This window comes from Burkholderia sp. 9779_493, from assembly GCF_015712215.1.
GTDB classification, from domain to species: domain Bacteria; phylum Pseudomonadota; class Gammaproteobacteria; order Burkholderiales; family Burkholderiaceae; genus Burkholderia; species Burkholderia cenocepacia.
Genome location: NZ_JACCQA010000016.1, coordinates 65,289 through 88,944, shown reverse-complemented (window position 1 = coordinate 88,944; position 23,656 = coordinate 65,289). Strand labels below are relative to the sequence as shown.

The window sequence follows — 23,656 nt, the reverse complement described above, 5'->3', positions numbered from 1 at the left end:
CCTCTTGTTTTCTCTCGTGTGGTTATTGGCCGGCTGAACCGGACACCGCCGACGCCGGCACCGCCACCGGCGCAGGCGCAGGCGCGGCCGATGCGCCGGCCGCCGGCTTCGCACCGCCCGCATCGGCGGCCTTGCTGTACAGGAACTGGCCGATCAGGTTCTCGAGCACGATCGCCGATTGCGTCATCGTGATCGTATCGCCCGCCTTCAGCATTTCGGTGTCGCCGCCCGGATCGAGGCCGATATATTGCTCGCCGAGCAGGCCCGACGTCAGGATCTTCGCCGACGAATCCTTCGGGAATTGGTACTGGCCGTCGACGTCGATCGTGACGAGCGCCTGGTACGTGTTCGTGTCGAAGCCGATCGACTTCACGCGGCCGACCACGACGCCGGCGCTCTTCACGGCCGCGCGCGGCTTCAGTCCGCCGATATTGTCGAATTTCATTCTCACCGAGTAGGTCGGCTGAAACGACAGCGAGCTCATGTTGCCGACCTTCAGCGCCAGGAACAGCACCGCAAGGAAGCCCACCACCACGAACAGGCCGACCCAGAAGTCGAGAGCAGTCTTTTTCATCGTCATCCCAAAATTTGGCTTGGCTGAGGCTTAGCTGAACATCAGCGCGGTCAGCAGGAAATCGAGGCCGAGTACGGCGAGCGACGCGAACACGACCGTCTTGGTGGTCGCGCGCGACACGCCCTCGGGCGTGGGCTTCGCTTCATACCCCTGGTACAGCGCAATGAAGGTCACGGCGAAGCCGAACACGATGCTCTTGATCACGCCGTTGCCGACGTCGGCCCAGACCTGGACCCCGCCCTGCATCTGCGACCAGAACGCGCCCGGATCGACGCCGATCAGCACGACGCCGACGAAATAACCGCCGAGCACGCCGACCGCGTTGAAGATCGCGGCCAGCAGCGGCATCGCGATGATGCCCGCCCACATGCGCGGCGCGATCACGTTCTTGATCGGGTCGACCGCCATCATCTCGAGCGCGGTGAGCTGCTCGCCGGCCTTCATCAGGCCGATCTCGGCCGTGAGCGACGTGCCCGCGCGGCCCGCGAACAGCAGCGCGGTGACGACCGGCCCGAGCTCGCGCACGAGCGACAGCGCGACCAGCAGGCCGAGCGCCTGCTCGGAACCGTAGCGGTTCAGCGTGTAATAGCCCTGCAGCCCGAGCACGAAGCCGACGAACAGCCCCGACACGGCGATGATCACGAACGAATAGTTGCCGAGGAAGTGGATCTGCTTCGTGACCAGCCGCGGCCGGCGCAGCAGCGGGAAGAATTCCAGCACGAGGCGCACGAACAGGCGCGTGCCGTAGCCCGCACGCTCGAGGCCGCCGATGACGTAACGTCCGATCGCGCTGATCATGCGCGCCCTCCGCCGAGCCCGAAATCCGCCGCGAGCGGCGGGCTCGTGTAATGAAATTTGAACGGGCCGTCCGGCGCGCCGTCGATGAATTGCCGCACGCTCGGATCGGTCGACGCGCGCAGCTCGTCGGGCGTACCCTGCGCGAGCACGCCGCCATTGGCCAGAAAATACACGTAATCGGCGATCGCGAACGATTCCGGCACGTCGTGCGTGACGAGGATCGACGTCGCGCCGAGCGCCTGGTTCAGCGTGCGGATCAGGTTCGCGGTGATGCCGAGCGAGATCGGATCGAGGCCCGCGAACGGCTCGTCGTACATGATGAGCTGCGGATCGAGCGCGATCGCGCGTGCCAGCGCGATGCGGCGCGCCATCCCGCCCGACACCTCGGACGGCATCAGGTCGCGCGCGCCGCGCAGCCCGACCGCGTTGAGCTTCATCAGCACGAGGTCGCGGATCAGGTCTTCGGGCAGATCGGTATGTTCGCGCAGCGCGAACGCGACGTTCTCGAACACCGACATGTCGGTAAACAACGCGCCGAACTGGAACAGCATGCCCATCTTGCGGCGCAACGCATACAGCCCGTCGCGCGTTTGCGCGCCGACATCGGCGCCGTCGAACAGCACCTGGCCGCGGCGTGCGCGCACGAGGCCGCCGATCAGGCGCAGCACGGTGGTCTTGCCGCAACCCGAGCCGCCCATGACCGCGACGACCTGCCCGCGCCCGAAGCGCAGGTTCAGGTTGGACAGGACGAGGCGGTCGCCGTAGCCAAAGTCGACGTCGCGAAGTTCCAGCAGGGTCTCGGTAGGAGTGGGGCTCACGGAGCTGACAGTCCTTTTACGCAGAACGCCGAATTATAGGGCCTGCATTGGAATGATGTCGTGACGCCGTTCCGGGCCCTCCGGTCAACGATTGTCAAATTGTCCGGCAAAGCACTGCTGCAGTGCAATAAGCGCCGTCCGATAGTCGGCCGCGCCCGTGACCGCGCTGACCACCGCGACGCTGCCGACGCCCGTCGCCAGCACGGCCGGCAGCGCGTCGAGCCCCACCCCGCCGATCGCGACCAGCGGCGCCCGCGCGCCGGCGAAGCGCGCGTAGCGGGCAATCCGCGCCAAACCCTGCGGCGGCGCGGCGACGGCCTTGGTCGCGGTCGCGTACACGGGGCCGAGCGCGAGGTAGCTCGGCCGTTCGTGCAGCGCCCGCAACATCTCGTAATAACCGTGGCTCGACAGTCCGAGCCGCAGGCCCGCGCGCGCGATCGCGGCCAGATCGGCCGTTTCGAGGTCCTCCTGACCGAGATGTACCCCGTACGCCCCCTCTTCTGCGGCGATCTGCCAGTGATCGTTGATGAACACGCGCGCATCGGGATAGCGGCGCCCGGCCGCGACCGCGCGCGCGATTTCTTGACGGAGTGCGTCCGGCGTCGCATCTTTCACGCGCAATTGCACGGTTCGCGCGCCGCCATCGAGCACGCGTTCGACCCATTCGGCGCTCGGCACGACCGGATAGAGGCCGAGTTGCGCGGGGCACGGCGGGAACGCCGGCTCCGGCGCGGGCGGCAGCCCGGCGACGCGCGGGAATCGCTCGGCATCGACCGGCCATGCGTCGGCGGCGTGCGTCTCGTCGCCGTCGCGCCACGCCAGCGCGAGAACCAGCGCGTCGACCGGTGCGAAGCCGCAATCGAGGAATGCGGCAAGCGCCGCGATCCAGTCGTCCGCGAGCGGATGCGCGGCGTCCAGCGCGTAGCGCACGCCCGCCGCATGCAGCACGGCGCTGCGCTCGTCGAATTCGATCGCCACCGCATCGGGCGACGCTGGCCGCGACACGGCCGACGCACGCGCCTGCGCGGCGCGATCGCCGGCCGACACGATCAGCACGTCGCCATCGGCCGGCACGTCGGGCGCCGCCACGCAGAGCCGCCACGGCGCCGCGCCGTCCGGCCAGTCGCCGAGCCGCGCGCGAATCCGCTCGGCCGCTTCGGCCAGCTCGTCGGCCGGCGGCCAGAACGCATCGGCGAAGCGCGCGCTCATGCGCCGCCTCCGTCCTGGTGCCAGAACGGCATCCCGACGACCGGCGTGCTCGCGTGCGCGGTTTCGCGCGCATCCATCGGGCCGGCGAGATACGCGGCACGGCCGGCCTCGACGCCCTGCGCAAACGCGCGCGCCATGATCTCCGGGTGCGTCGCCTGCGACACGGCCGTATTCAGCAGCACGCCGTCGAAACCCCACTCCATCACCTGGCACGCGTGCGACGGCACGCCGAGCCCCGCGTCGACGATCAGCGGCACGTCCGGCAGCCGTTCGCGCAGCACGCGCAGGCCGTACGGATTCACGACGCCCTTGCCGGTGCCGATCGGCGCGCCCCACGGCATCAGCGCCTCACAGCCGACGTCGAGCAGGCGCCGGCCGATCACGAGATCCTCGGTGCAGTACGGCAGCACCTTGAACCCGTCCTTGACCAGTTGCGCGGCGGCATCGATCAGCCCGACCGGGTCGGGCTGCAGCGTGTAGTCGTCGCCGATCAGCTCGAGCTTGATCCAGTCGGTGCCGAAGACCTCGCGCGCCATGTGCGCGGTGGTCACGGCTTCGGCGACGGTCTGGCAGCCGGCCGTGTTCGGCAGCAGCGGCACCGCGTGGCGCTTGAGCAGGTCGAAGAAGCCGGCTTCGGCCGTGCCGCCCGTCATCTGGCGGCGCAGCGCGACCGTCACCATCCCGGGGCGCGACGCGGCGATCGAATCGGACAGCGACTGCAGCGACGGATAGCGCGACGTGCCGAGCAGCACGCGGCTTGCGAAGGTTTCGCCGTACAGCGTCAGCGTGTCGGCGGAGGTGGGGGACGTCATGTCGTTTTCCTGGAAGAGCGGGGACGAACCGGCGGCGCTCAGCCGCCCGCGACGGGGTGCACGACGTCGAGCCGGTCGCCCGCCGCGAGCGCGCGCGCCGCATGCTGCGTACGCGCGACGAAATTGCCGTTCAGCGCCACCGCGTACGGCGGACGCGCGCCGTACGCGGCGAGCGCGTCGGCCACCGTCGCGCCGTCGGGCAACGTCAGGGTCTGTTGATTGATCTGGATATCCATGAGGCTGGGTCGAATTCGGTCGGCGGCGCGCGTCAGGCCGGCTGGTGCGCGTCGTTGCGGTGATGGAGAAGCGTCGGCCAGCGCGCGGTGGCGCGCCATGCGGCAAATGCGTCGGGATCGCCGAGCGTGCCGCCGAGCGCGGCCTGCGCGCACGCGACGGCCGCCTGCGCGACTTCCGGCGCGATCATGAAGCCGTGCCGGTACAGGCCGTTGACGGCGAGCGTCGATGCGCCGTCCCAGATCACCGCCGGACGATGATCGGGCAGCGTCGGCCGGCACTGCGCGTTGAGTTCGAGGATGCGCGCCTCGCCGAACGCCGGATGCACGGAGAACGCCGCGCTCAGCAGTTCGAGCGCGGAACGCACGCTCACGGGCGACATGTCCTCGCCCTCCACCTCGGTCGCGCCGATCACATAGAGATCGTCCTGCTTCGGTGCGATGTACAGCGGGTAGCGCGGATGCAGCAGCCGCACGGGCCGCGTGAGCCCGATGCCGGGCGCGTGCACGCGCGCGACTTCGCCGCGGATGCCGCGCAACGCGGGCAGCGCGGGTTTCGCGCCGAGCCCGCGACAATCGATCGTGACATGCGCGGCGGGCAGGTTCGCGTCGTCGACCGCCGCGTGCCAGTGCAGCGCGACGCCGCGTTCGGCGAGGCCCGCGGCGAGCGCGCGCAGCGCCTGGCGGTTGTCGAGCTGGCCTTCGCGCGGCAGCATCAGCCCGCGCGCGAAGCGGCCCGCGAGCGCGGGTTCGGCCGCGTCGACCTGCGCACCGGCCAGCGTCACGAAACCGCCGTCGAACAACTCGGCCGGCGCGTTCGCGCGCACGCGCCGCTCGAACAGCGGCGCCTCCGCGCGGTCCGCGTGATGCCAGACGACGAGCGTGCCGCGATGCTGGAAGAAGACGGGTTCGGGCAGTTCCGCGAGCCACTGCGGCCAGCGCGCGAGCGACGCGGCGCCGAGCTCGGTGATCAGCAGCTCCGCGCTCGCCGCTTCCGCGAGCGGCGCGAGCATCGCGGCCGCGATCCACGCGGCCGACTGCTCGCCGTCCGGCCCGCCGCGCTCGTAGAGCGCGACGCGATGCCCGTCACCCGCGAGCCGCCACGCGATCAGGCGGCCGACGAGGCCGCCGCCGAGTACCGCGAAATCGGGTCGTGCATCCCGGACGTTCATCGCGCGCCCTCCGCGCGGTCACGCGCGACGAGCGTCGACGTGCACGCGCCACCGCATGCGAACGCACGCGACATCGGGCCGGGAACCATGCAAAAGACTGAAGATTGTGCGGTCATCATTCCTTCCGTAACGCGCAATGCGCGTACCCAAAAGGACGAAACCGGCAGCAAAGGCCGGCCGGGCGGGACTCGGGCGCTGACCATATGGGATGGCGGCCAGCGCGGCCCGGCGGGATCAGAAACTTCCCTCGCCGGTATTACCCGGATCGGGTGCGAAGGGTCTTTCTCAGCCTCGCCGCGCTGCCCGGAACATCTGCCGGCCGCGCCACGAAGCACCCCTGTTTCGTCGTCGGCCATTAGACCATAAAAGCGGAAAGCGCCGCAAACTGTCCCCCTTGCGGCAAATTCGCCGGCGCGCCGCGCCGCTCTGGCACAATGCCCGCAGGCCGGCCGCGCGAGCGGCCGGTTGCCGCGTCACCGCCGGTTTTTAAGTGCCGTTTAAGACGCACGGGCGACCATCCGGACGCCCGCCGTCCGTCGGCGCCGCGCCCCGGCATGCCGTATCGCGGCGCGCGCCCGGTTTCGCCCGGCCCGCGCGCCGGCTCATCATCAGGAAGCACATGACCCAATCGATCGATCCCGTCCGCTCCGCCTCCGACGCGCCGCAGGACGAGCGCCCGGTATCCGCATGGAGCCTCATCAAGCCCTACTGGGTATCGTCCGAATGGAAAATCGCGTGGGGGTTGCTGGTCACGATCATCGCGATCAACCTCTGCGTGGTCTGGATCAACGTCAAGCTGAACAAGTGGAACGCGCAGTTCTACAACGCGCTGCAGTCGAAGGACGTCCACGACTTCCCGAACCTGCTGATGCAGTTCTCCGCGCTCGCGTTCGGCTTCATCATCCTCGCCGTCTACGGCCGCTACCTGCGCCAGATGCTCGGCTTCCGCTGGCGCCAGTGGCTCACCGACCGCTTTCTCGGCCAGTGGCTCGGCGATCGCGCGTTCTACCGGATCGAGCGTGACCGCCTCGCCGACAACCCCGACCAGCGGATCACCGACGACCTCCAGTCGTTCGCGACCACGACGCTCGCGCTGTCGCTCGACCTGCTGTCGACGGTCGTCACGCTCGTGTCGTTCATCACGATCCTGTGGTCGCTCGCCGGCGCGCTGACGTTCACGCTCGGCGCGACGCCGATCGCGATTCCCGGCTACATGGTGTGGGCGGCCGCGCTGTACGCGGTGATCGGCTCGCTGATCATCCAGAAGGTCGGTCATCCGCTCGTGTCGATCAACTACCAGCAGCAGCGCGTCGAGGCCGATTTCCGCTTCGGGCTGATCCGCGTGCGCGAGAACGCCGAGCAGATCGCGTTCTACGACGGCGAGAAGACCGAGGCCGGCAACGCGCAGAGCCTCTTCATGCGCATCCGCGACAACTGGTGGCGCGTGATGAAGTACACGAAGCGGCTCACGTTCGTGCTGAGCTTCTACGGGCAGATCGCGATCATCTTCCCGCTCGTCGTCGCCGCGCCGCGCTACTTTGCCGGTGCGTTCTCGTTCGGCGTGCTGATGCAGATCTCGTCCGCGTTCGGCACCGTCAGCGATTCGTTCTCGTGGTTCATCAACAGCTACTCGACCCTCGTCGAATGGCGCGCCACCGTCAACCGTCTGCGCGAATTCAAGCGCGTGATGGGCACGTCGCACCTGAAGGAAAGCCTGTCGCCCGCGACCGAGCACGGCGGCATCAACCTGCACTACATCGACGCCGCGAAGCTGTCCACGTCGTCGCTCAAGCTCGCGCTGCCGAACGGCAACGCGCTCGCGAACATCGGCGACGTCACGATCGAGCCCGGCTCGCGCTGGCTCGTGGTCGGCAAGTCCGGTTCCGGCAAGAGCACGTTCATGCGCGCGCTCGCGGGGCTGTGGCCGTTCGGCGACGGCGCGATCGACGCGCCGGTCGGTGCGCGGATGATGTTCGTGCCGCAAACCAGCTATTTGCCGATCGGCACGCTGAAGGCCGCGCTCACCTACCCGGCGACGCCCGACACGTTCAGCGACGAAGCATGCCGCGATGCGCTGCGCGCGTGCCGTCTCGAGGATTACGTCGAGCGCCTCGACGAAACCGCGCACTGGACCCGCGTGCTGTCGCCGGGCGAACAGCAGCGTCTGGCCGGCGCGCGCGTGCTGCTGCACAAGCCCGACTTCCTGTTCCTCGACGAGGCGACCAGCGCGCTCGACGCCGACAACGAAGCCCGCCTCTATCACCTGTTCGCCGAACGGCTGCCGAAGGCCGCGATCGTCAGCATCGCGCACCGCGAATCGCTGGCCGCGTTCCACGTCGGCACGATCAACGTCGAGCGCGTGAGCAGCGACGACAAGGTCGCCGCGTGAACGCACGCGCCGCGCACGTCGCCCGGATCGCGCTGATCACCGGCGCGGGGTCGGGGATCGGCGCGGCGCTCGCGCGGCGGCTCGCGGCGCCCGGCGTCGCGCTGGCGCTGCATGCGCGCGGCGCGGACGATGCGGCACGCGCGCGGCTCGCAGCAGTCGCCCAGGCGTGCACGGCGGCCGGCGCGGAATGCGTGACGTTGACCGGCGATCTCGCTGAGCCCGGCGTGGCTGCCACGCTCGTCGATGCCGTCGCCACCCGCTTCGGCGGGCTCGACCAGCTCGTCGCGAACGCCGGCTTCGCCGCGCGGCAATCCTTTTCCGAGCTCTCCGCGAACGCACTCGCGTCCGCCTTCGCGACGATGCCCGGGGCGTTCTCCGCGCTCGCGGGCCACGCGCGGCCGCTGCTCGAAACGTCGGCCACGCCGCGGATCGTCGCGGTCAGTTCGTTCGTCGCGCACCGCTACCGCGCCGATGCACCGTTCGCGGCGACCGCCGCCGCGAAGGCCGCGCTCGAATCGCTGGTGCGTAGCGCGGCCGCCGAATTCGCCGCGCACGGCATCACCGTCAATGCGGTCGCGCCGGGCTTCACGCGCAAGGACCACGGGCCGAGCGCCGGCAACGCCGCCGCGTGGGCGCAGGCCGAACAGGCGACGCCGCTCGGCCGCATCGCGGAACCCGACGACGTCGCCGCGCTGATCGCGTTCCTGCTGTCGGACGCGGCACGGCAGATCACCGGCCAGGTCATCCACGTCGACGGCGGCCTGACGCTCTGACGCGGCTTCCCTCCTGCCTGCTTTTCAGCACGAACCTGCATCCGCCTTTTTGGCATGCCGGAGCGCGCCCGTAAAATAACCGCGACGCGGCAGCGCGGGACGAGACAAGACGAGAGGGGGCGGCAAGCATGCAGGCATTCCAGTGGTTCAACGAATTGTCGACGCGCGAGCGCCGGACGCTGTACGCCGGATTCGGCGGCTATGCGGTCGACGCGTTCGACTTCATGATCTATTCGTTCCTGATTCCGACGCTGATCGCCACCTGGGGCATGACAAAGAGCGAGGCCGGGATGATCGCGACCAGTTCGCTGATCTCGTCGGCGATCGGCGGCTGGGTCGCCGGCATCCTCGCCGACCGCTATGGCCGCGTGCGCGTGCTGCAGTGGACGATCGCGACGTTCGCGCTGTTCACGTGCCTGTCCGGCTTCACGCATTCGTTCTGGCAGCTCCTTGCGACGCGCACGCTGCAGGGTTTCGGCTTCGGCGGCGAATGGTCGGTCGTGACGATCATGATGGCCGAGACGATCCGCTCGCCCGAGCATCGCGCGAAGGCCGTCGGCACCGTGCAGAGCAGCTGGTCGTTCGGCTGGGGCGCGGCCGCGATCCTTTACTGGGCGTTCTTCGCGCTGCTGCCCGAGCAGATCGCGTGGCGCGCGTGCTTCTGGATCGGCATCGTGCCCGCCTTGTGGATCCTGTACATCCGCCGCAACGTCAGCGATCCCGACATCTATACGGCCACCCGCCGCGCGCGCGACGAAGGCCGCGTGTCGGGCCACTTCCTCGAGATCTTTTCGCCGCCGCACCTGCGCGCGACGCTGTTCGGCAGCGCGCTGTGCACCGGCATGCTCGGCGGCTACTACGCGATCACGACGTGGCTGCCCACCTATCTGAAAACCGTGCGCCATCTGTCGGTGTTCAACACGAGCGGCTATCTGGTCGTGCTGATCGTCGGTTCGTTCGTCGGCTACGTGGTCGGCGCGATGCTCTCTGACCGGCTCGGCCGCCGCGCGTCGTTCATCCTGTTCGCGATCGGCTCGTTCTCGCTCGGCATGGCGTACACGATGCTGCCGATCACCGATACCGCGATGCTGCTGCTCGGCTTTCCGCTCGGCATCGTCGTGCAGGGCATCTTCGCGGGCGTCGGCGCGTATCTGTCGGAGCTGTATCCGGGCGCGATCCGCGGCTCGGGCCAGGGCTTCTGCTACAACCTCGGCCGCGGGCTCGGCTCGTTCTTCCCGATCCTCGTCGGCGCGCTGTCGCAATCGATGTCGCTCGTGAAGGCGATCGGCCTCGTCGCGGGCGGCGGCTATCTGCTGGTGATCGTCGCGGCGCTCGTGCTGCCGGAAACGCGCGGCAAGTCGCTCGTCGACGATCCGGCGGTCGCGTCGTGAGCCACCGCTTCGTTCCGGACACCGCATGCACGTGATCGTTCTCGGCGCCGGCGTGATCGGCGTCACCACCGCCTGGCACCTGCGCGAAGCAGGCTGCGACGTCACCGTGATCGAACGCGAGGCCGATGTCGCGCAGGCGACGAGCCTCGGCAACGCAGGCGTGATCGCGCCGGGCTACGTGACGCCGTGGGCCGCGCCCGGGATGCCCGGCAAGATCCTGAAATACCTGTTCAAGCCCGCGTCGCCGCTGATCTTCCGGCCGACGTTCGACGCCGCGCAGTGGCGCTGGATCGCGCGCTGGCTGCGCGAATGCGAATTCGAGCGGTTCCGCGTGAACAAGCAGCGGATGCAGCGCATCGCGTATTACAGCCGCGCGTGCCTGCATGCGTTTCGCGACCGTTATCCGTTCGACTACGGCGCGAGCCGCGGCTACCTGCAACTGCTGCGCAGCGCGTTCGACGTCGAGATGGCGCAGCCCGCGCTGAAGGTGCTGCGCGATGCCGGCATCGCGTTTCGCGAACTCGACGCGGCCGGCTGCACCGCGATCGAGCCAGGCCTGCGCTGGGCGCGGCAGGCGCCCGTCGGCGGCATCTACCTGCCCGACGACGAAGCGGGCGACTGCGCGCGCTTCACGCGCGAACTACGGGTGCTGTGCGAAGCGAACGGCGTGGCATTCCGCTTCAACACCGAACTGCGCGCACTCGATGTCGCGGGCGGAAAAGCGCGTGGCGTCCACGTCGCCGCCGTGAGCGGAAACCACGAAGGCAACGGTAGCGGCGGCGCGCGACACCGCACGACACTCGCCGCCGACGCGATCGTCGTCGCGCTCGGCGTCGACAGCGCCGGCCTGCTGCGACCGCACGGCATCGACGTGCCGCTGTATCCGGTGAAGGGCTACTCGGCCACGCTCGCGGTCGTCGACGACGAAAAGGCGCCCTGCGCCGCGCTGATGGACGAATCGCTGAAGACCGCGATCACGCGCTTCGGCCCGACGCTGCGCATCGCCGGCACCGCGGAGCTCGGCAATCGCCACGCGGCGCTGCGGCAACAGGCGCTCGACACGCTGATGAAGGTGCTCGACGACTGGTTCCCGCACGCGGCCGATCGCGCGTCGGCGCGTTTCTGGATGGGCCGCCGGCCGATGACGCCCGACGGGCCGCCGCTGCTCGGCGCGAGCGGCATCGACGGCCTCTGGCTCAACGTCGGCCACGGCTCGACGGGCTGGGCGATGTCGATGGGTTCGGGAAAAGTGGTCGCGGATCTCGTCACCGGACGCACGCCGGAGATCGATCTGGCGGGGTTGACGCTCGCGCGGTACGGCCGCTAGGCCTGTTCGCGCGAATAACGACGAACGACGCCGCCATGCGGGCGGGAAGGCACGTTCCCCTCTCAGGAAAAATTCATTCGTGGGGCCGCTCCTCAGCGCCGACGCTGTCGTCCGCGCGTGCGATCGGCGCCGACACGATCGGCCGATGCGACACGCCCTCCTGCGACAGCCGGCTTTCGAACAGCGTCAGCGCTTCGACGCGCACCTCGACGGGCCGCCCCGGCGTGCCGCCGTGCGCGGGCTGGCCGATCGCATCGTGCGGCAGCCGCGCGAGCGTCACGTGCGGCCGGAACGGCCGCCGGTCAGCCGGCACGCCGAGTTCGCGCAACAGCGCCGCCAGCCCCGCATTCAGCGCGACGCAAGCGGCATCGGCCGCGAGCTCCGCGACGATCAGCCGCGCACGCGGCAGGCTCGGCCACCACGCGATCCGCTCGACCGGCAACGACGGCAACGCATGCGCGGCCGCGAGCGCGGGCAGGTGCGCGGCCAGCGCGTCGCACCGCTCCCGCTCGATTGCGCCGATGAACGCGAGCGTCATGTGCAGTTGCGCGGGCAGCGTGCGCCGCGCCCCGCGGGTGACCGGCAACGCGTGCAGCGCGTCGCGCGATGCCGCATCGGGCATCAGCGCGACGAACGCACGGAGCCGGTCGCCGTTCATGATTCGCTCACGGCGGCCCGCGGCGCATTCGGCGCGTCGGCGGAAGCGACCGGACGCTGCGGCAGCGGGCCATGCTCGCCCCACACGTCGGCCGGCAGCACGAGTGCGAGCTCGGGAATCGTGTTGCGCGTGAACACCGGATCGGCGACGCCGGCCGCGCGCTGGCGGCGATAGTCGGCCCACGCGGCGTGCGCGTACTTGCCGAGCGCGAGGATCGCGATCAGGTTGATGATCGCCATCAGCCCCATGCTCGTATCGGCCATCGTCCACACGAGCGGCAGTTGCCCGACGCTGCCGAACATCACCATGCCGAGCACGGCGATGCGGAACAGCGGCAGCACGCCGCGCCGCTTCGTGATGAATTCGACGTTGCCTTCCGCATACGCGTAGTTGCCGATCACCGACGAGAACGCGAGGAAGAAGATCGCGACGGCCATGTAGATGCCGCCCCAGTCGCCGACGTGGCTCGAAATCGCGCGCTGCGTGAGCGCCGCGCCCTCCATCCCGGTGCCGAGTTCGTACTGGCCCGACAGCAGGATCACGAACGCGGTCGCGCTGCAGATCACGATCGTGTCGACGAACACGCCGAGCATCTGGATCAACCCCTGCGTGACGGGGTGGCGCGTGCTGGCGGTCGCGGCCGCGTTCGGCGCGCTGCCCATGCCCGCCTCGTTCGAGAACAGTCCGCGCTTTACGCCGATCGCGATCGCCTGGCTGACCGCATAGCCGGTCAGGCCGCCGGCCGCCTGTTCGAGGCCGAACGCGCTCTTCACGATCAACGCGATCACGCCGGGCACCAGCGTGATGTGCGTCGCGACCGCGTAGACCGCGAGTGCGAGGTAGCCGATCGCCATCAGCGGCACGATCACCTGCGCGACCGTCGCGATGCGGCGGATGCCGCCGAAGATGATCGGCGCGGAAAGCAGCATGAGACCGAGGCCGACCGTCTCGCGACGCCAGCCGAACGACGTATGAAACGCATCGGCGATCGCGTTGGCCTGCACCGCGTTGAACACGAAGCCGAACGCGAGGATCAGCGACAGCGAGAACAGCACGCCGAAGCCGCGCGAGCACAGCCCCGTCTGGATGTAGTACGCGGGGCCGCCGCGATAGCTGCCGTCCGGGTGCGACACCTTGAAGATCTGCGCGAGCGTCGCTTCGACGAACGCGGACGACATCCCGACGAGCGCGGTCATCCACATCCAGAAGATCGCGCCCGGCCCGCCGACCGTCAGCGCCACCGCGACGCCGGCGATGTTGCCGGTGCCGACGCGGCTCGCGAGCCCGGTCGCGAACGCCTGGAACGACGAGATGCTGCCCGGCTCGCCCTTGCTGCCGACCAGCTTCATGCTGAGGAACAGCGCCTTCAGCTGGATCATCCGGAACCGCAACGTGAACCACGCGCCGGCGCCCAGCAGCAGCGCGATCAGCACGTAGTTCCACAGCACGCCGTTGACGGCGTCGATCAGCCCTTGCACGAATGCTTCCATCCAGAGTCCTTGTAAATAACGTCAGTCATGTGCGGCGACCGCGAATGCGGCCCGAGGGGCGACATGATATGACAGTTCTCAAGGATTATTACAAAACGAAAGGATTTGAGATGACGAAAAATCGGAGCCGGATGTCATCAGGTTAGACGACGCTTCGCGAAAATGCGGGGGTGTCCCAGGTGCAACAGCCCGGCGGGGCAATATGCCCGGAGCATCATGAATCGTACGTTGTCCCAATGCACCGATCACAAAGCTCGAAACAGGCATTCTTGCGTTCGCGAAAAGCAGGGAATCGTCATCGACGAACTCGGATTCGTCGGCGCTCCGCTGCCATGCCGGCACGCCCGGCAGGTCAAGATTCGATCTGAGATCGGACCCGCTGCGTCGCGACGATCACGTCACCGGGTTCGAAAGAAACTCAGATGCTTCCGCTCGGCAAACCCAGCGCAATGATTTCAGGCAACCGCAAGTAATCGTCTAGTTGGTAGCGCCATAAAAAACGGGCGGCCTCGTGGGTGACCGGCTGATACGACAGCAATCCTCGAGCCGCACTTACCACAGCAAGTTGAAGCGCCATCAGGTGTGCATCGCCCGAACAAATGCACTCCCTCGCCTTAGACAACCCCGTAACTATTAGACACATTGCCCCACAACAGAACACGCAGGAAAAACGTTCCCGCATTTCGATTTTTCTCGACTCTTGTCAGAAGGCTACGCAACGGAAACGGATCAGCCAGCTGACCATGCATCTTCAGCCGTTCCTTGCCCAGAGCCGACATACGTGGGGATTTCGAGACAAGGAGGAGCCGTCGCATGCCTTCATGAATCTCGTTTCATATCGGTTCTCAGAATCAATCCAGACGACTCCGTCACGAAGACGTACAGGGAAAATTCCTTGCCAACTTCTTAAAAAAGTATAACCGTCTTACGTTCAGGCCTGCGAATCAATCATCGAAATCACCACTGAACGGGGTATGAAATGACGACACGTAATCCTTGGAAACAGACAAACCAATCCTCCAAAGAAGAACAACAGCCTTTGATGCGACGACGTTTGCTGGTTGCGTCAACAGTGCTCCCATTTGGCACGCTGCTGAAGCACACGACGGCCATGGCTCAGAACAATGTTCTTCCGCCCATCACAATCACAACACCAAAGCCACCGGATTTCAATTTCGGTGATTTCGGCGTCAAGGTAAACGACATTCCCGGCGCCAATCCTGGTGCCGGAATTCCGGCACCGACGGTTTGCTTCAATCAGCATTGCACATCGAATTTCATGTTGCATTTTGCAAACACGGGAAACATGATCCGCGCCACCGAGATGTTCCTCAAACACCTTGATATATTTGGAAAAAACGACACAGCATTCTGGCGAAATCAACTAACACTGGTAGGTGGCTTCACTCCGTGGCTGGCCCTTGGTGGCTACAAGCATTTACCCGGCGCCAACCAATATGGGTTTAGCTTCGAGCCGGGGCAATATGCCAACATCACTGCATTATTCGGCATATACATTGGTCAGTCACACGACATCCCTCCGACGAGCACATTTGCATCGTATGGAAATCCATTGATGTTCGTCGAAGCAATTAATCACTGGATACACGGAGACGGAACCCAACAAACCATCAATATTGAATCTCTTAATTTGAAAATGAGCATCGCCGATTTCAGAGAAGTAACGAAGGCTGTTGAGAATCCCGGGTATGGCCCCGGCACCTACTCGTTCGACACAGCTTTCAGCACCAACATCTTCAATCACGGAACAAAGGACCTCTGGAGCGCCTCAGTCTTTGGACGAGTATCCGGCAGGATACGTGGCACACTTGTGATGCTTGAGGACGATACATATCGGTTTGACGGCTACTACTCACTCAATCCCGATAGATTCGATGCAGATCCCTCAAACCGCCCATTCCTGCAGGAAGCTGCAACGACATTTCTGGCCAAGCTCGGCGCTATCCTGGGGCACAAGGACTATCAAATCAATTTTTTCGGCGAAAAAAGTCTTTCGTTCTCAGGCCAACGGCCGGTCAAGAATGCAGGCACACACCCCCCTCAGGCAGTCCATAGACCGTCGCTCGGTGGACTGATGCGCCCGCCTCGCTAGCATGCCGCCGGGCGGCTCCGGAAATGTGGCTGCCCGAGTCAATCACACATGTTCTTTACGTCCAATCCAGCCCTTCATGATTTCCAAAGCCATGCGAGGCGTTCTCAGGCTAGTTCTTTGGCTGGTTGGCGCAGTAATCTGCGCCTATACACTACTGTTCATCGTCGTCGCGACATCCCGATATGAGCGGACCGAAGGCAGTTGCCCCGACATGTCTGTCGACGCGCTACGAAAAAATGTACAGGCCCGTCTTCTCGAAGAGCATGGAATACCGCCGGACAGCATCCGGTTCGACGGCGCGCCGCAGTATCACGCATGGAAGCTGGGTGTGTGGGAATTCCCGCTGCGCGTCGACGAAACCCGATACACCGCGATGATTGATTGCAACGGGCAGCTTGCAAGCTACGGGCAAACCATCGATCCGTTGGGCGCCGCAACCGAACAAGCTCGCGCTCGCTCGCAGCCTCAAAAATAAAAAAACCGGGCGCCCTTTCGGACGCCCGGCTTCCATCGAAACCCGCTCGCGCGCTTCAGCTCAGCGCGGCAGTTCCGAATGCCCCATCAAGTACGCGTCGACCGAGCGCGCGCACTGGCGGCCTTCGCGGATCGCCCACACCACGAGCGACTGGCCGCGACGCATGTCGCCTGCCGCGAACACCTTGTCGACCGACGTGTAGTACGAACGGTCGCCTTCGGTCGCCGCACGCGCATTGCCGCGCGCATCCTTCGCGACGCCGAACGCGTCGAGCACCGGCGCAGCCGGCTGCGTGAAGCCCATCGCGAGCAGCACGAGATCGGCCTTCATCTCGAACTCGGAACCCGGCACTTCCTGCATCTTGCCGTCCTTCCACTCGACACGCACCGCGATCAGCTTCTCGACCTTGCCGTTCTTGCCTTCGAGACGCTTCGTCGCGACCGCCCAGTCACGCTCGCAGCCTTCCTCGTGCGACGACGACGTACGCAGCTTGATCGGCCAGTACGGCCACACGAGCGGCTTGTTTTCCTCTTCCGGCGGCTGCGGCAGCAGCTCGAACTGCGTGACCTGCTTCGCGCCGTGACGGTTCGACGTGCCGACGCAGTCCGAACCCGTATCGCCGCCGCCGATCACGATCACGTGCTTGCCCTTCGCGAGCAGCTGGTCGGCGAGCTTGTCGCCCGCGTTCACGCGGTTCTGCTGCGGCAGGAAATCCATCGCGAAATGGACGCCCGCGAGCTCGCGGCCCGGCACCGGCAGGTCGCGCGGCGTTTCCGAACCGCCGGCGATCACGACCGCGTCGAATTCTTCCTTCAGCGTGTCCGGCGAGATGGTTTCCTTCGCGAGGCTGCCGATCGACTCGGGCAGCGGCTCCTTGCCGATGAACACGCTGGTACGGAACGTCACGCCTTCCGCTTCCATCTGGCGCATGCGGCGATCGATCAGCCACTTCTCGAGCTTGAAGTCGGGAATCCCGTAACGCAGCAGGCCGCCGATGCGGTCGTTCTTCTCGAACACCGTCACGTCGTGGCCCGCACGCGCGAGCTGCTGCGCGGCGGCGAGGCCCGCGGGGCCCGAACCGACGACCGCGACCTTCTTGCCCGTCTTGTGTTCGGCCGGCAGCGGCTTCACCCAGCCTTCCGCCCAGGCCTTGTCGATGATCGCGTGCTCGATCGACTTGATGCCGACCGGATCGTTGTTGATCCCGAGCGTGCAGGCCGCTTCGCACGGCGCCGGGCAGATACGGCCCGTGAATTCCGGGAAGTTGTTGGTCGAGTGCAGGACTTCGATCGCCTGCTGCCAGTCCTGGCGGTAAACGAGATCGTTGAAGTCCGGGATGATGTTGTTGACCGGGCAGCCGTTGTTGCAGAACGGGATGCCGCAATCCATGCAGCGCGCGCCCTGGACCTTCGCGTCCGCGTCGGTCAGCGCCGCGACGAATTCCTTGTAGTGCTTCACGCGCGTGAGCGGTGCTTCGTACGCCTCGTGGCGGCGTTCGAACTCCAGAAAACCGGTTGCCTTGCCCATAAGGTGCTCTTCTGTTCGGTGTATCGGGTGGGGGAGCCGCGCGCGGCCATCAGGCGCGCGCGGCATTCGCTATGTCGTTCGTCGCTCAGGCGGCCAGCACTTCCTTCGCCGCCTTCTTCGCACCGATCTCGCCCAGCGCGCGCTTGTATTCGTGCGGGAACACCTTCACGAACTGGCGGCGCGCCGCGTCCCAGTTTTCCAGCAGCGACTTCGCGCGCGGCGAACCCGTGAACTGGAAATGACGCTCGACGAGCCCCTTGAGCAGCGCTTCGTCCGTCGTGCCGGCGTGCCAGAGTGCGCGGTCGACCGTGCGCTCCTGCTCGGCCTGCTGCAGCACCGGCTCGAGCGCGACCATCGACTTGTTGCACTTGGCCGCGAACGTGCCTTCCGGATCGTAGATGTACGCGAGGCCGCCCGACATGCCGGCCGCGAAGTTGCGCCCCGTCTCGCCGAGCACGACGACCGTGCCGCCCGTCATGTATTCGCAGCCGTGGTCGCCCGTGCCTTCGACGACCGCCGTCGCGCCCGAGTTGCGCACGCAGAAGCGCTCGCCGGCCACGCCGCGGAAGAACGCTTCGCCTTCGATCGCGCCGTACATCACCGTGTTGCCGCAGATGATGTTTTCCTCGGACTTGCCGCGGAAGTCGTTGGTCGGGCGGATGATGATCCGGCCGCCCGACAGGCCCTTGCCGACGTAGTCGTTGCCGTCGCCGACGAGGTCGAGCGTCACGCCCTTCGCGAGGAACGCGCCGAAGCTCTGGCCGGCCGTGCCCTTCAGCTGGATGTGCACCGCGTCGTCGGCCAGGCCGTCGTGGCCGTGCTTCTTCGCGATCACGCCCGACAGCATCGCGCCGACCGTGCGGTTCACGTTGCGCACCGGCTGGATGAACGACACATGCTCGCCGTTCTCGATCGCGGCCTTCGCCTTCTCGATCAGCACGTGGTCGAGCGCGCGCTCGAGGCCGTGATCCTGCACGTCGACGTGACGCGGCGCGACGTCCTCGCACTCTTCCGGCTGGTAGAACACACGCGAGAAGTCGAGGCCCTTCGCCTTCCAGTGCTCGATGCCCTTGCGCGTATCGAGCAGATCGGCGCGGCCGATCAGGTCGTCGAACTTCGCGACGCCGAGCTGCGCCATGATCTCGCGCACTTCCTCGGCGACGAAGAAGAAGTAGTTCACGACGTGCTCGGGCTGGCCCTTGAACTTCGCACGCAGCACCGGATCCTGCGTCGCGACGCCGACCGGGCACGTGTTCAGGTGGCACTTGCGCATCATGATGCAGCCCTCGACGACGAGCGGAGCCGTCGCGAAGCCGAATTCGTCCGCGCCGAGCAGCGCGCCGATCACGACGTCGCGACCCGTCTTCATCTGGCCGTCGGCCTGCACGCGGATACGGCCGCGCAGGCGGTTCAGCACCAGCGTCTGCTGCGTTTCGGCGAGGCCGAGTTCCCACGGCGTGCCGGCGTGCTTGACCGACGACAGCGGCGACGCGCCCGTGCCGCCGTCGTGGCCGGCGATCACGACGTGATCGGCCTTCGCCTTCGCGACACCGGCCGCGACCGTGCCCACGCCCACTTCCGACACGAGCTTCACGGAGATGCTCGCGCTCGGGTTCACGTTCTTCAGGTCGTGGATCAGCTGCGCCAGATCCTCGATCGAGTAGATGTCGTGGTGCGGCGGCGGCGAGATCAGGCCGACGCCCGGCACCGAGTAACGCAGCTTGCCGATGTATTCCGACACCTTGTGGCCCGGCAGCTGGCCGCCTTCGCCCGGCTTCGCGCCCTGCGCCATCTTGATCTGGATCTGGTCGGCCGATGCCAGGTACTCGGCGGTGACGCCGAAGCGCCCCGACGCGACCTGCTTGATCTTCGAGCGCAGCGAATCGCCGTCCTTCAGCGCGATGTCGCTGACGATCTCGTCGCCGATCACCGACTTCAGCGTCTCGCCCGACTTGATCGGAATGCCGCGCAGTTCGTTGCGATAGCGCTTCTCGTCCTCGCCGCCTTCGCCGGTGTTCGACTTGCCGCCGATCCGGTTCATCGCGATCGCGAGCGTCGCGTGCGCCTCGGTGCTGATCGACCCGAGCGACATCGCGCCGGTCGCGAAGCGCTTGACGATCTCCTTCGCCGGCTCGACGTCGTCGATCGGGATCGCCTTGGTCGGCTCGACCTTGAACTCGAACAGGCCGCGGAACGTCATGTGACGCTTGGTCTGGTCGTTGATCAGGTGCGCGTATTCCTTGTACGTCTGGTACGAGTTGCTGCGCGTCGCGTGCTGCAGCTTCGCGATCGAATCCGGCGTCCACATGTGGTCTTCGCCGCGCACGCGGTACGCGTACTCGCCGCCCGCGTCGAGCATGTCGCGCAGGACCGGGTTGTCGCCGAACGCGTCGCGGTGCAGGCGGATCGCTTCTTCCGCGACCTCGAACAGGCCGATGCCGCCGACCTTCGACGCGGTGCCCTTGAAGTACTTCTCGACGAGGTCGCTCGACAGGCCGAGCGCTTCGAAGATCTGCGCGCCCGTGTACGACATGTACGTCGAGATGCCCATCTTCGACATCACCTTCTGCAGGCCCTTGCCGACCGCCTTCGTGAAGTTGTAGACGGCCTTCTCCGGCGACAGGTCGCCCGGCAGCCCTTCGGCCATCTTCGCGAGCGTTTCCATCGCGAGGTACGGGTGCACGGCTTCCGCGCCGTAGCCCGCGAGCAGCGCGAAGTGGTGCGTCTCACGCGCGGAACCCGTCTCGACGACGAGGCCCGTGCTCGTGCGCAGCCCTTGCTGCACGAGGTGCGTGTGGATCGCCGACGTGGCGAGCAGCGCCGGAATCGCGACGTGCTCGGCGTCCGTCTTGCGGTCCGACACGATCAGGATGTTGTAGCCCGACTTCACCGCGTCGACGGCTTCCGCGCACAGCGACGCGAGGCGCGCCTCGATGCCTTCCTTGCCCCACGCGACCGGATAGCAGATGTTCAGTTCGTACGCGCTGAACTTGCCGCCCGTGTACTGGTCGATCGCGCGGATCTTCGCGATGTCCTTGAAGTCGAGCACCGGCTGCGACACTTCGAGACGCATCGGCGGGTTGATGTTGTTGGTGTCGAGCAGGTTCGGCTTCGGGCCGATGAACGACACGAGCGACATGACCATGTTCTCGCGGATCGGGTCGATCGGCGGGTTCGTGACCTGCGCGAACAGCTGCTTGAAGTAGTGATAGAGCGTCTTGTTCTTGTTCGACATCACCGCGAGCGGCGAATCGTTGCCCATCGAACCGACGGCTTCCTCACCCTGCGCCGCCATCGGCGCCATCAGGAACTTCAGGTCTTCCTGCGTATAGCCGAACGCCTGCTGGCGGTCGAGGAGCGCGGCGCCCTGCGTGCGGCCGGCCGCGACTTCCTCGGCCTTCGGCTCGATCTCGTCGAGCTTGATGCGCACCGCGTCGATCCAGCTCTTGTACGGCTTCGCGTTCGCGAGGTTGTCCTTCAGTTCCTTGTCGTCGATGATGCGGCCGTGTTCCATGTCGATCAGGAACATCTTGCCCGGCTGCAGGCGCCACTTCTTGACGATCTTCGATTCGGGGATCGGCAGCGTGCCGGCTTCCGACGCCATGATGACGAGGTCGTCGTCGGTGACGATGTAGCGCGCCGGGCGCAGGCCGTTACGGTCGAGCGTCGCGCCGATCTGGCGGCCGTCGGTGAACGCGATCGCGGCCGGGCCGTCCCACGGCTCCATCATCGCGGCGTGGTATTCGTAGAACGCGCGGCGGTTCTCGTCCATCAGCGTGTGCTGTTCCCACGCTTCCGGGATCATCATCATCACCGCGTGCACGAGCGGGTAGCCTGCCATCACCAGCAGTTCGAGACAGTTGTCGAACGATGCGGTATCCGACTGGCCCGGGTAGATCAGCGGCCACAGCTTCGGCAGATCGTCGGCGAGCACGTGCGACGCGATCGCGCCGGTACGCGCGTTCAGCCAGTTCACGTTGCCCTTCACGGTGTTGATCTCGCCGTTGTGCGCGATCATCCGGTACGGGTGAGCCAGTTCCCACGCCGGGAACGTGTTGGTCGAGAAGCGCTGGTGCACGAGCGCGAGCGCCGACACGACGCGCTCGTCCTGCAGGTCGCGGTAGTACACGCCGACCTGGCCGGCCAGCAGCAGCCCCTTGTAGACGACGGTGCGCGCCGACATCGACGGCACGAAGTATTCCTTGCCGTGCTTGAGCTTCAGCGCCTGGATGCGGTGGCTCGCGGTCTTGCGGATCACGTACAGCTTCCGCTCGAGCGCGTCCGTCACCATGATGTCCTTGCCGCGACCGATGAAGATCTGGCGGATCAGCGGCTCGCTCGCCTTGACCGTCGGCGAGATCGGCATCGCATGGTCGACCGGCACGTCGCGCCAGCCGAGCACGACCTGGCCTTCGGCCTTCACCGTACGCTCGAGCTCCTGCTCGCACGCGAGACGCGACGCGTTCTCCTTCGGCAGGAAGATCATCCCGACCCCATATTCGCCGGCCGGCGGCAGGTTCACGCCCTGCTTCGCCATTTCCTCGCGATAGAACGCGTCCGGAATCTGGATCAGGATGCCCGCGCCGTCGCCCATCAGCGGATCGGCGCCGACCGCGCCGCGGTGATCGAGGTTCTCCAGGATCTTCAGACCCTGCTGGATGATCTCGTGGCTCTTCTTGCCCTTGATGTGAGCGACGAAGCCGACGCCGCAGGCGTCGTGTTCGTTTTGCGGGTCGTACAGACCTTGTGCGGCGGGCACCGCGGCGAGCGGCTGCTGGTGGTCGTTCATGGGGACACCGTCGTAAAGGGGGCCTGGAGGCCGTTGAACCGTTTTCTTGTTGCCGTCGAGCCCGCTCCCGACAGGAGACGGCACGGCCGACAGTGGTTGGGCAGGCTTCGCCCGGGCCACCGGAATTCGGAATATACGCGACGAATCAAGGGAATAGCAACAAAAACCGCTTGATCGAACCCCAATTAAACGAATGCCTCGATCTGGTGCTGTTTTATTGGGGCCGTATCGTTTTGGTGCAAAAAGAAGCGGCGCCCGCCGCGCCGCTTCTGGCCCGCCTTTCCGGCGTTACTGCTGGATCGGCGGCGTGTTTTCACGCACCTTTCTGGGGCGCCCGCGCGGCAACGGCGAGACGCGCCGGTTCGCGGTGCGCGCCGCCCACTCGCGGTAATTCTCGCCGCCGAGCACCCACCCCTTCAGCGTGGCCTGCTGCAGCTGATCGGCCTGCCGCTCGTCGAGCGGCTGTTCGCACAGCTCCTTGTACGCCCGCTGGCGGTCGAACGGCGTGTTGCCGAGCGCCCAGTAGAGCGGATGGTCGGTGATCAGGCTGTCGACGGTGAGCCCGACGTGATGCCGGTAGCTCGACCAGCGATAGGCCTCGGGCGTCGCGACGAGTTGCGAGCGGACCGGGCTCATCTCGACCACGCGGCTCGCGAGCAGGAAATAGCGCTCGCCTTCGATCACGGTCGCGCGATAGCGGCCTTCCCACAACGTGCCGCGCCGCGAATAGCGCCGGTTGAAATGCGCGACGTAGCGACGGCCGACGGCCTGCATCGCCTTCGGCAGGCTCGCCTCGTCGCTCGGTGTCACGAGGAGTTGCACCTGGCGCGGCAGCAGCACGTAGGCGTGTACCGCCAGGTGATGATCGCGTGCGGCGGCCTTCAGGCAATCGATGAAGAGTTCGTAGTCCTGGTCGTCGACGAACGCGGGTTGCTGATCCAGGCCGCGCAGTATCACGTGCTGCGGCTGGTCGGGAACGTAGAGTCGTGCTAACCGTGCCATGCTGAATGTCCGTTTGAACGCGTTAGGAAATACCCGGAGGTCCGAAAATGCGCACCTGCGTAGAATGCCTGCCCCAGCGGCGCGCGTAAGCGTACGGTCGTGCGAA

Annotated in this window: 18 protein-coding genes and 1 riboswitch; of the genes, 6 read left to right on the top strand and 12 right to left on the bottom strand. The window is 66.5% G+C overall.

The genetic code is table 11. The features are described from left to right. Window positions 1–22: 22 nt before the first annotated feature. The 7 genes from mlaD to H0X95_RS18375 form a co-directional block, all read right to left on the bottom strand. Window positions 23–580, bottom strand: coding sequence for an outer membrane lipid asymmetry maintenance protein MlaD (gene mlaD, locus H0X95_RS18405; RefSeq protein WP_059723943.1), 558 nt, complete (start codon window positions 578–580; stop codon window positions 23–25). Window positions 581–604: 24 nt separating this feature from the next. Further along, window positions 605–1,372, bottom strand: a complete 768-nt coding sequence (gene mlaE, locus H0X95_RS18400; RefSeq protein WP_006486220.1) for a lipid asymmetry maintenance ABC transporter permease subunit MlaE — start codon at window positions 1,370–1,372, stop codon at window positions 605–607. After that, on the bottom strand, window positions 1,369–2,190 hold the full coding sequence (locus tag H0X95_RS18395) for an ABC transporter ATP-binding protein (RefSeq protein ID WP_006477138.1): 822 nt from the start codon (window positions 2,188–2,190) through the stop codon (window positions 1,369–1,371). The genes mlaE and H0X95_RS18395 overlap by 4 nt, the downstream gene beginning before the upstream one ends. 84 nt (window positions 2,191–2,274) lie before the next feature. Then, on the bottom strand, window positions 2,275–3,399 hold the full coding sequence (gene thiE, locus H0X95_RS18390) for a thiamine phosphate synthase (RefSeq protein ID WP_063889505.1): 1,125 nt from the start codon (window positions 3,397–3,399) through the stop codon (window positions 2,275–2,277). Then, a complete protein-coding gene (locus H0X95_RS18385) occupies window positions 3,396–4,211 on the bottom strand; it encodes a thiazole synthase (protein WP_006488530.1) in 816 nt (271 codons plus the stop codon). Before H0X95_RS18385 ends, thiE begins: the two co-directional genes overlap by 4 nt. 38 nt (window positions 4,212–4,249) lie before the next feature. After that, the gene (thiS, locus tag H0X95_RS18380; RefSeq protein ID WP_006488534.1) at window positions 4,250–4,447 is read right to left on the bottom strand and encodes a sulfur carrier protein ThiS; all 198 of its coding nucleotides are present in this window, start codon (window positions 4,445–4,447) and stop codon (window positions 4,250–4,252) included. Window positions 4,448–4,479: 32 nt separating this feature from the next. Further along, window positions 4,480–5,616, bottom strand: coding sequence for an FAD-dependent oxidoreductase (locus tag H0X95_RS18375; protein ID WP_006488532.1), 1,137 nt, complete (start codon window positions 5,614–5,616; stop codon window positions 4,480–4,482). Window positions 5,617–5,841: 225 nt separating this feature from the next. Then, a riboswitch (TPP riboswitch) is annotated at window positions 5,842–5,965 on the bottom strand. A 270-nt stretch (window positions 5,966–6,235) separates the two neighbouring features. On the opposite strand from H0X95_RS18375, the gene H0X95_RS18370 reads away from it, so the two are divergent. The 4 genes from H0X95_RS18370 (at window position 6,236) to H0X95_RS18355 (ending at window position 11,496) form a co-directional block, all read left to right on the top strand. Next, window positions 6,236–8,005, top strand: a complete 1,770-nt coding sequence (locus H0X95_RS18370; protein ID WP_006488528.1) for an ABC transporter ATP-binding protein/permease — start codon at window positions 6,236–6,238, stop codon at window positions 8,003–8,005. Further along, complete coding sequence (locus H0X95_RS18365) at window positions 8,002–8,778, top strand: SDR family NAD(P)-dependent oxidoreductase (RefSeq protein WP_059723946.1); 777 nt, start codon at window positions 8,002–8,004, stop codon at window positions 8,776–8,778. The genes H0X95_RS18370 and H0X95_RS18365 overlap by 4 nt, the downstream gene beginning before the upstream one ends. Window positions 8,779–8,906: 128 nt before the next feature. Beyond that, entirely contained in the window at window positions 8,907–10,169 is a 1,263-nt protein-coding gene (locus tag H0X95_RS18360; protein WP_059723948.1) for an MFS transporter, read from the top strand. A gap of 25 nt (window positions 10,170–10,194) precedes the next feature. Beyond that, window positions 10,195–11,496 (top strand): D-amino acid dehydrogenase, encoded by a 1,302-nt coding sequence (locus tag H0X95_RS18355; protein WP_059723950.1) that lies wholly within the window; start codon window positions 10,195–10,197, stop codon window positions 11,494–11,496. Window positions 11,497–11,569: 73 nt separating this feature from the next. Here H0X95_RS18355 and thpR read toward each other — a convergent pair whose 3' ends face one another. Beyond that, window positions 11,570–12,154, bottom strand: a complete 585-nt coding sequence (gene thpR, locus H0X95_RS18350) for an RNA 2',3'-cyclic phosphodiesterase (RefSeq protein WP_059723951.1) — start codon at window positions 12,152–12,154, stop codon at window positions 11,570–11,572. Continuing rightward, the gene (locus H0X95_RS18345) at window positions 12,151–13,644 is read right to left on the bottom strand and encodes an alanine/glycine:cation symporter family protein (RefSeq protein ID WP_059723953.1); all 1,494 of its coding nucleotides are present in this window, start codon (window positions 13,642–13,644) and stop codon (window positions 12,151–12,153) included. The genes thpR and H0X95_RS18345 overlap by 4 nt, the downstream gene beginning before the upstream one ends. Before the next feature lie 979 nt (window positions 13,645–14,623). Between H0X95_RS18345 and H0X95_RS18340 the strand changes: the two genes are divergently transcribed. Next, window positions 14,624–15,757, top strand: coding sequence for a lipid II-degrading bacteriocin (locus H0X95_RS18340; RefSeq protein ID WP_080403610.1), 1,134 nt, complete (start codon window positions 14,624–14,626; stop codon window positions 15,755–15,757). A gap of 76 nt (window positions 15,758–15,833) precedes the next feature. Further along, a complete protein-coding gene (locus H0X95_RS18335; RefSeq protein ID WP_080403611.1) occupies window positions 15,834–16,232 on the top strand; it encodes a hypothetical protein in 399 nt (132 codons plus the stop codon). A gap of 60 nt (window positions 16,233–16,292) precedes the next feature. On the opposite strand, the gene H0X95_RS18330 is transcribed toward H0X95_RS18335, so the two are convergent. The 3 genes from H0X95_RS18330 to H0X95_RS18320 all read right to left on the bottom strand — a co-directional run bounded on the left by H0X95_RS18330 (window position 16,293) and on the right by H0X95_RS18320 (window position 23,550). Next, complete coding sequence (locus tag H0X95_RS18330; RefSeq protein WP_006494441.1) at window positions 16,293–17,759, bottom strand: glutamate synthase subunit beta; 1,467 nt, start codon at window positions 17,757–17,759, stop codon at window positions 16,293–16,295. Window positions 17,760–17,844: 85 nt separating this feature from the next. Then, on the bottom strand, window positions 17,845–22,548 hold the full coding sequence (locus tag H0X95_RS18325) for a glutamate synthase-related protein (RefSeq protein WP_006490631.1): 4,704 nt from the start codon (window positions 22,546–22,548) through the stop codon (window positions 17,845–17,847). 288 nt (window positions 22,549–22,836) lie between these two features. Continuing rightward, window positions 22,837–23,550 (bottom strand): transposase, encoded by a 714-nt coding sequence (locus H0X95_RS18320; RefSeq protein WP_006494443.1) that lies wholly within the window; start codon window positions 23,548–23,550, stop codon window positions 22,837–22,839. Window positions 23,551–23,656 lie beyond the last annotated feature (106 nt).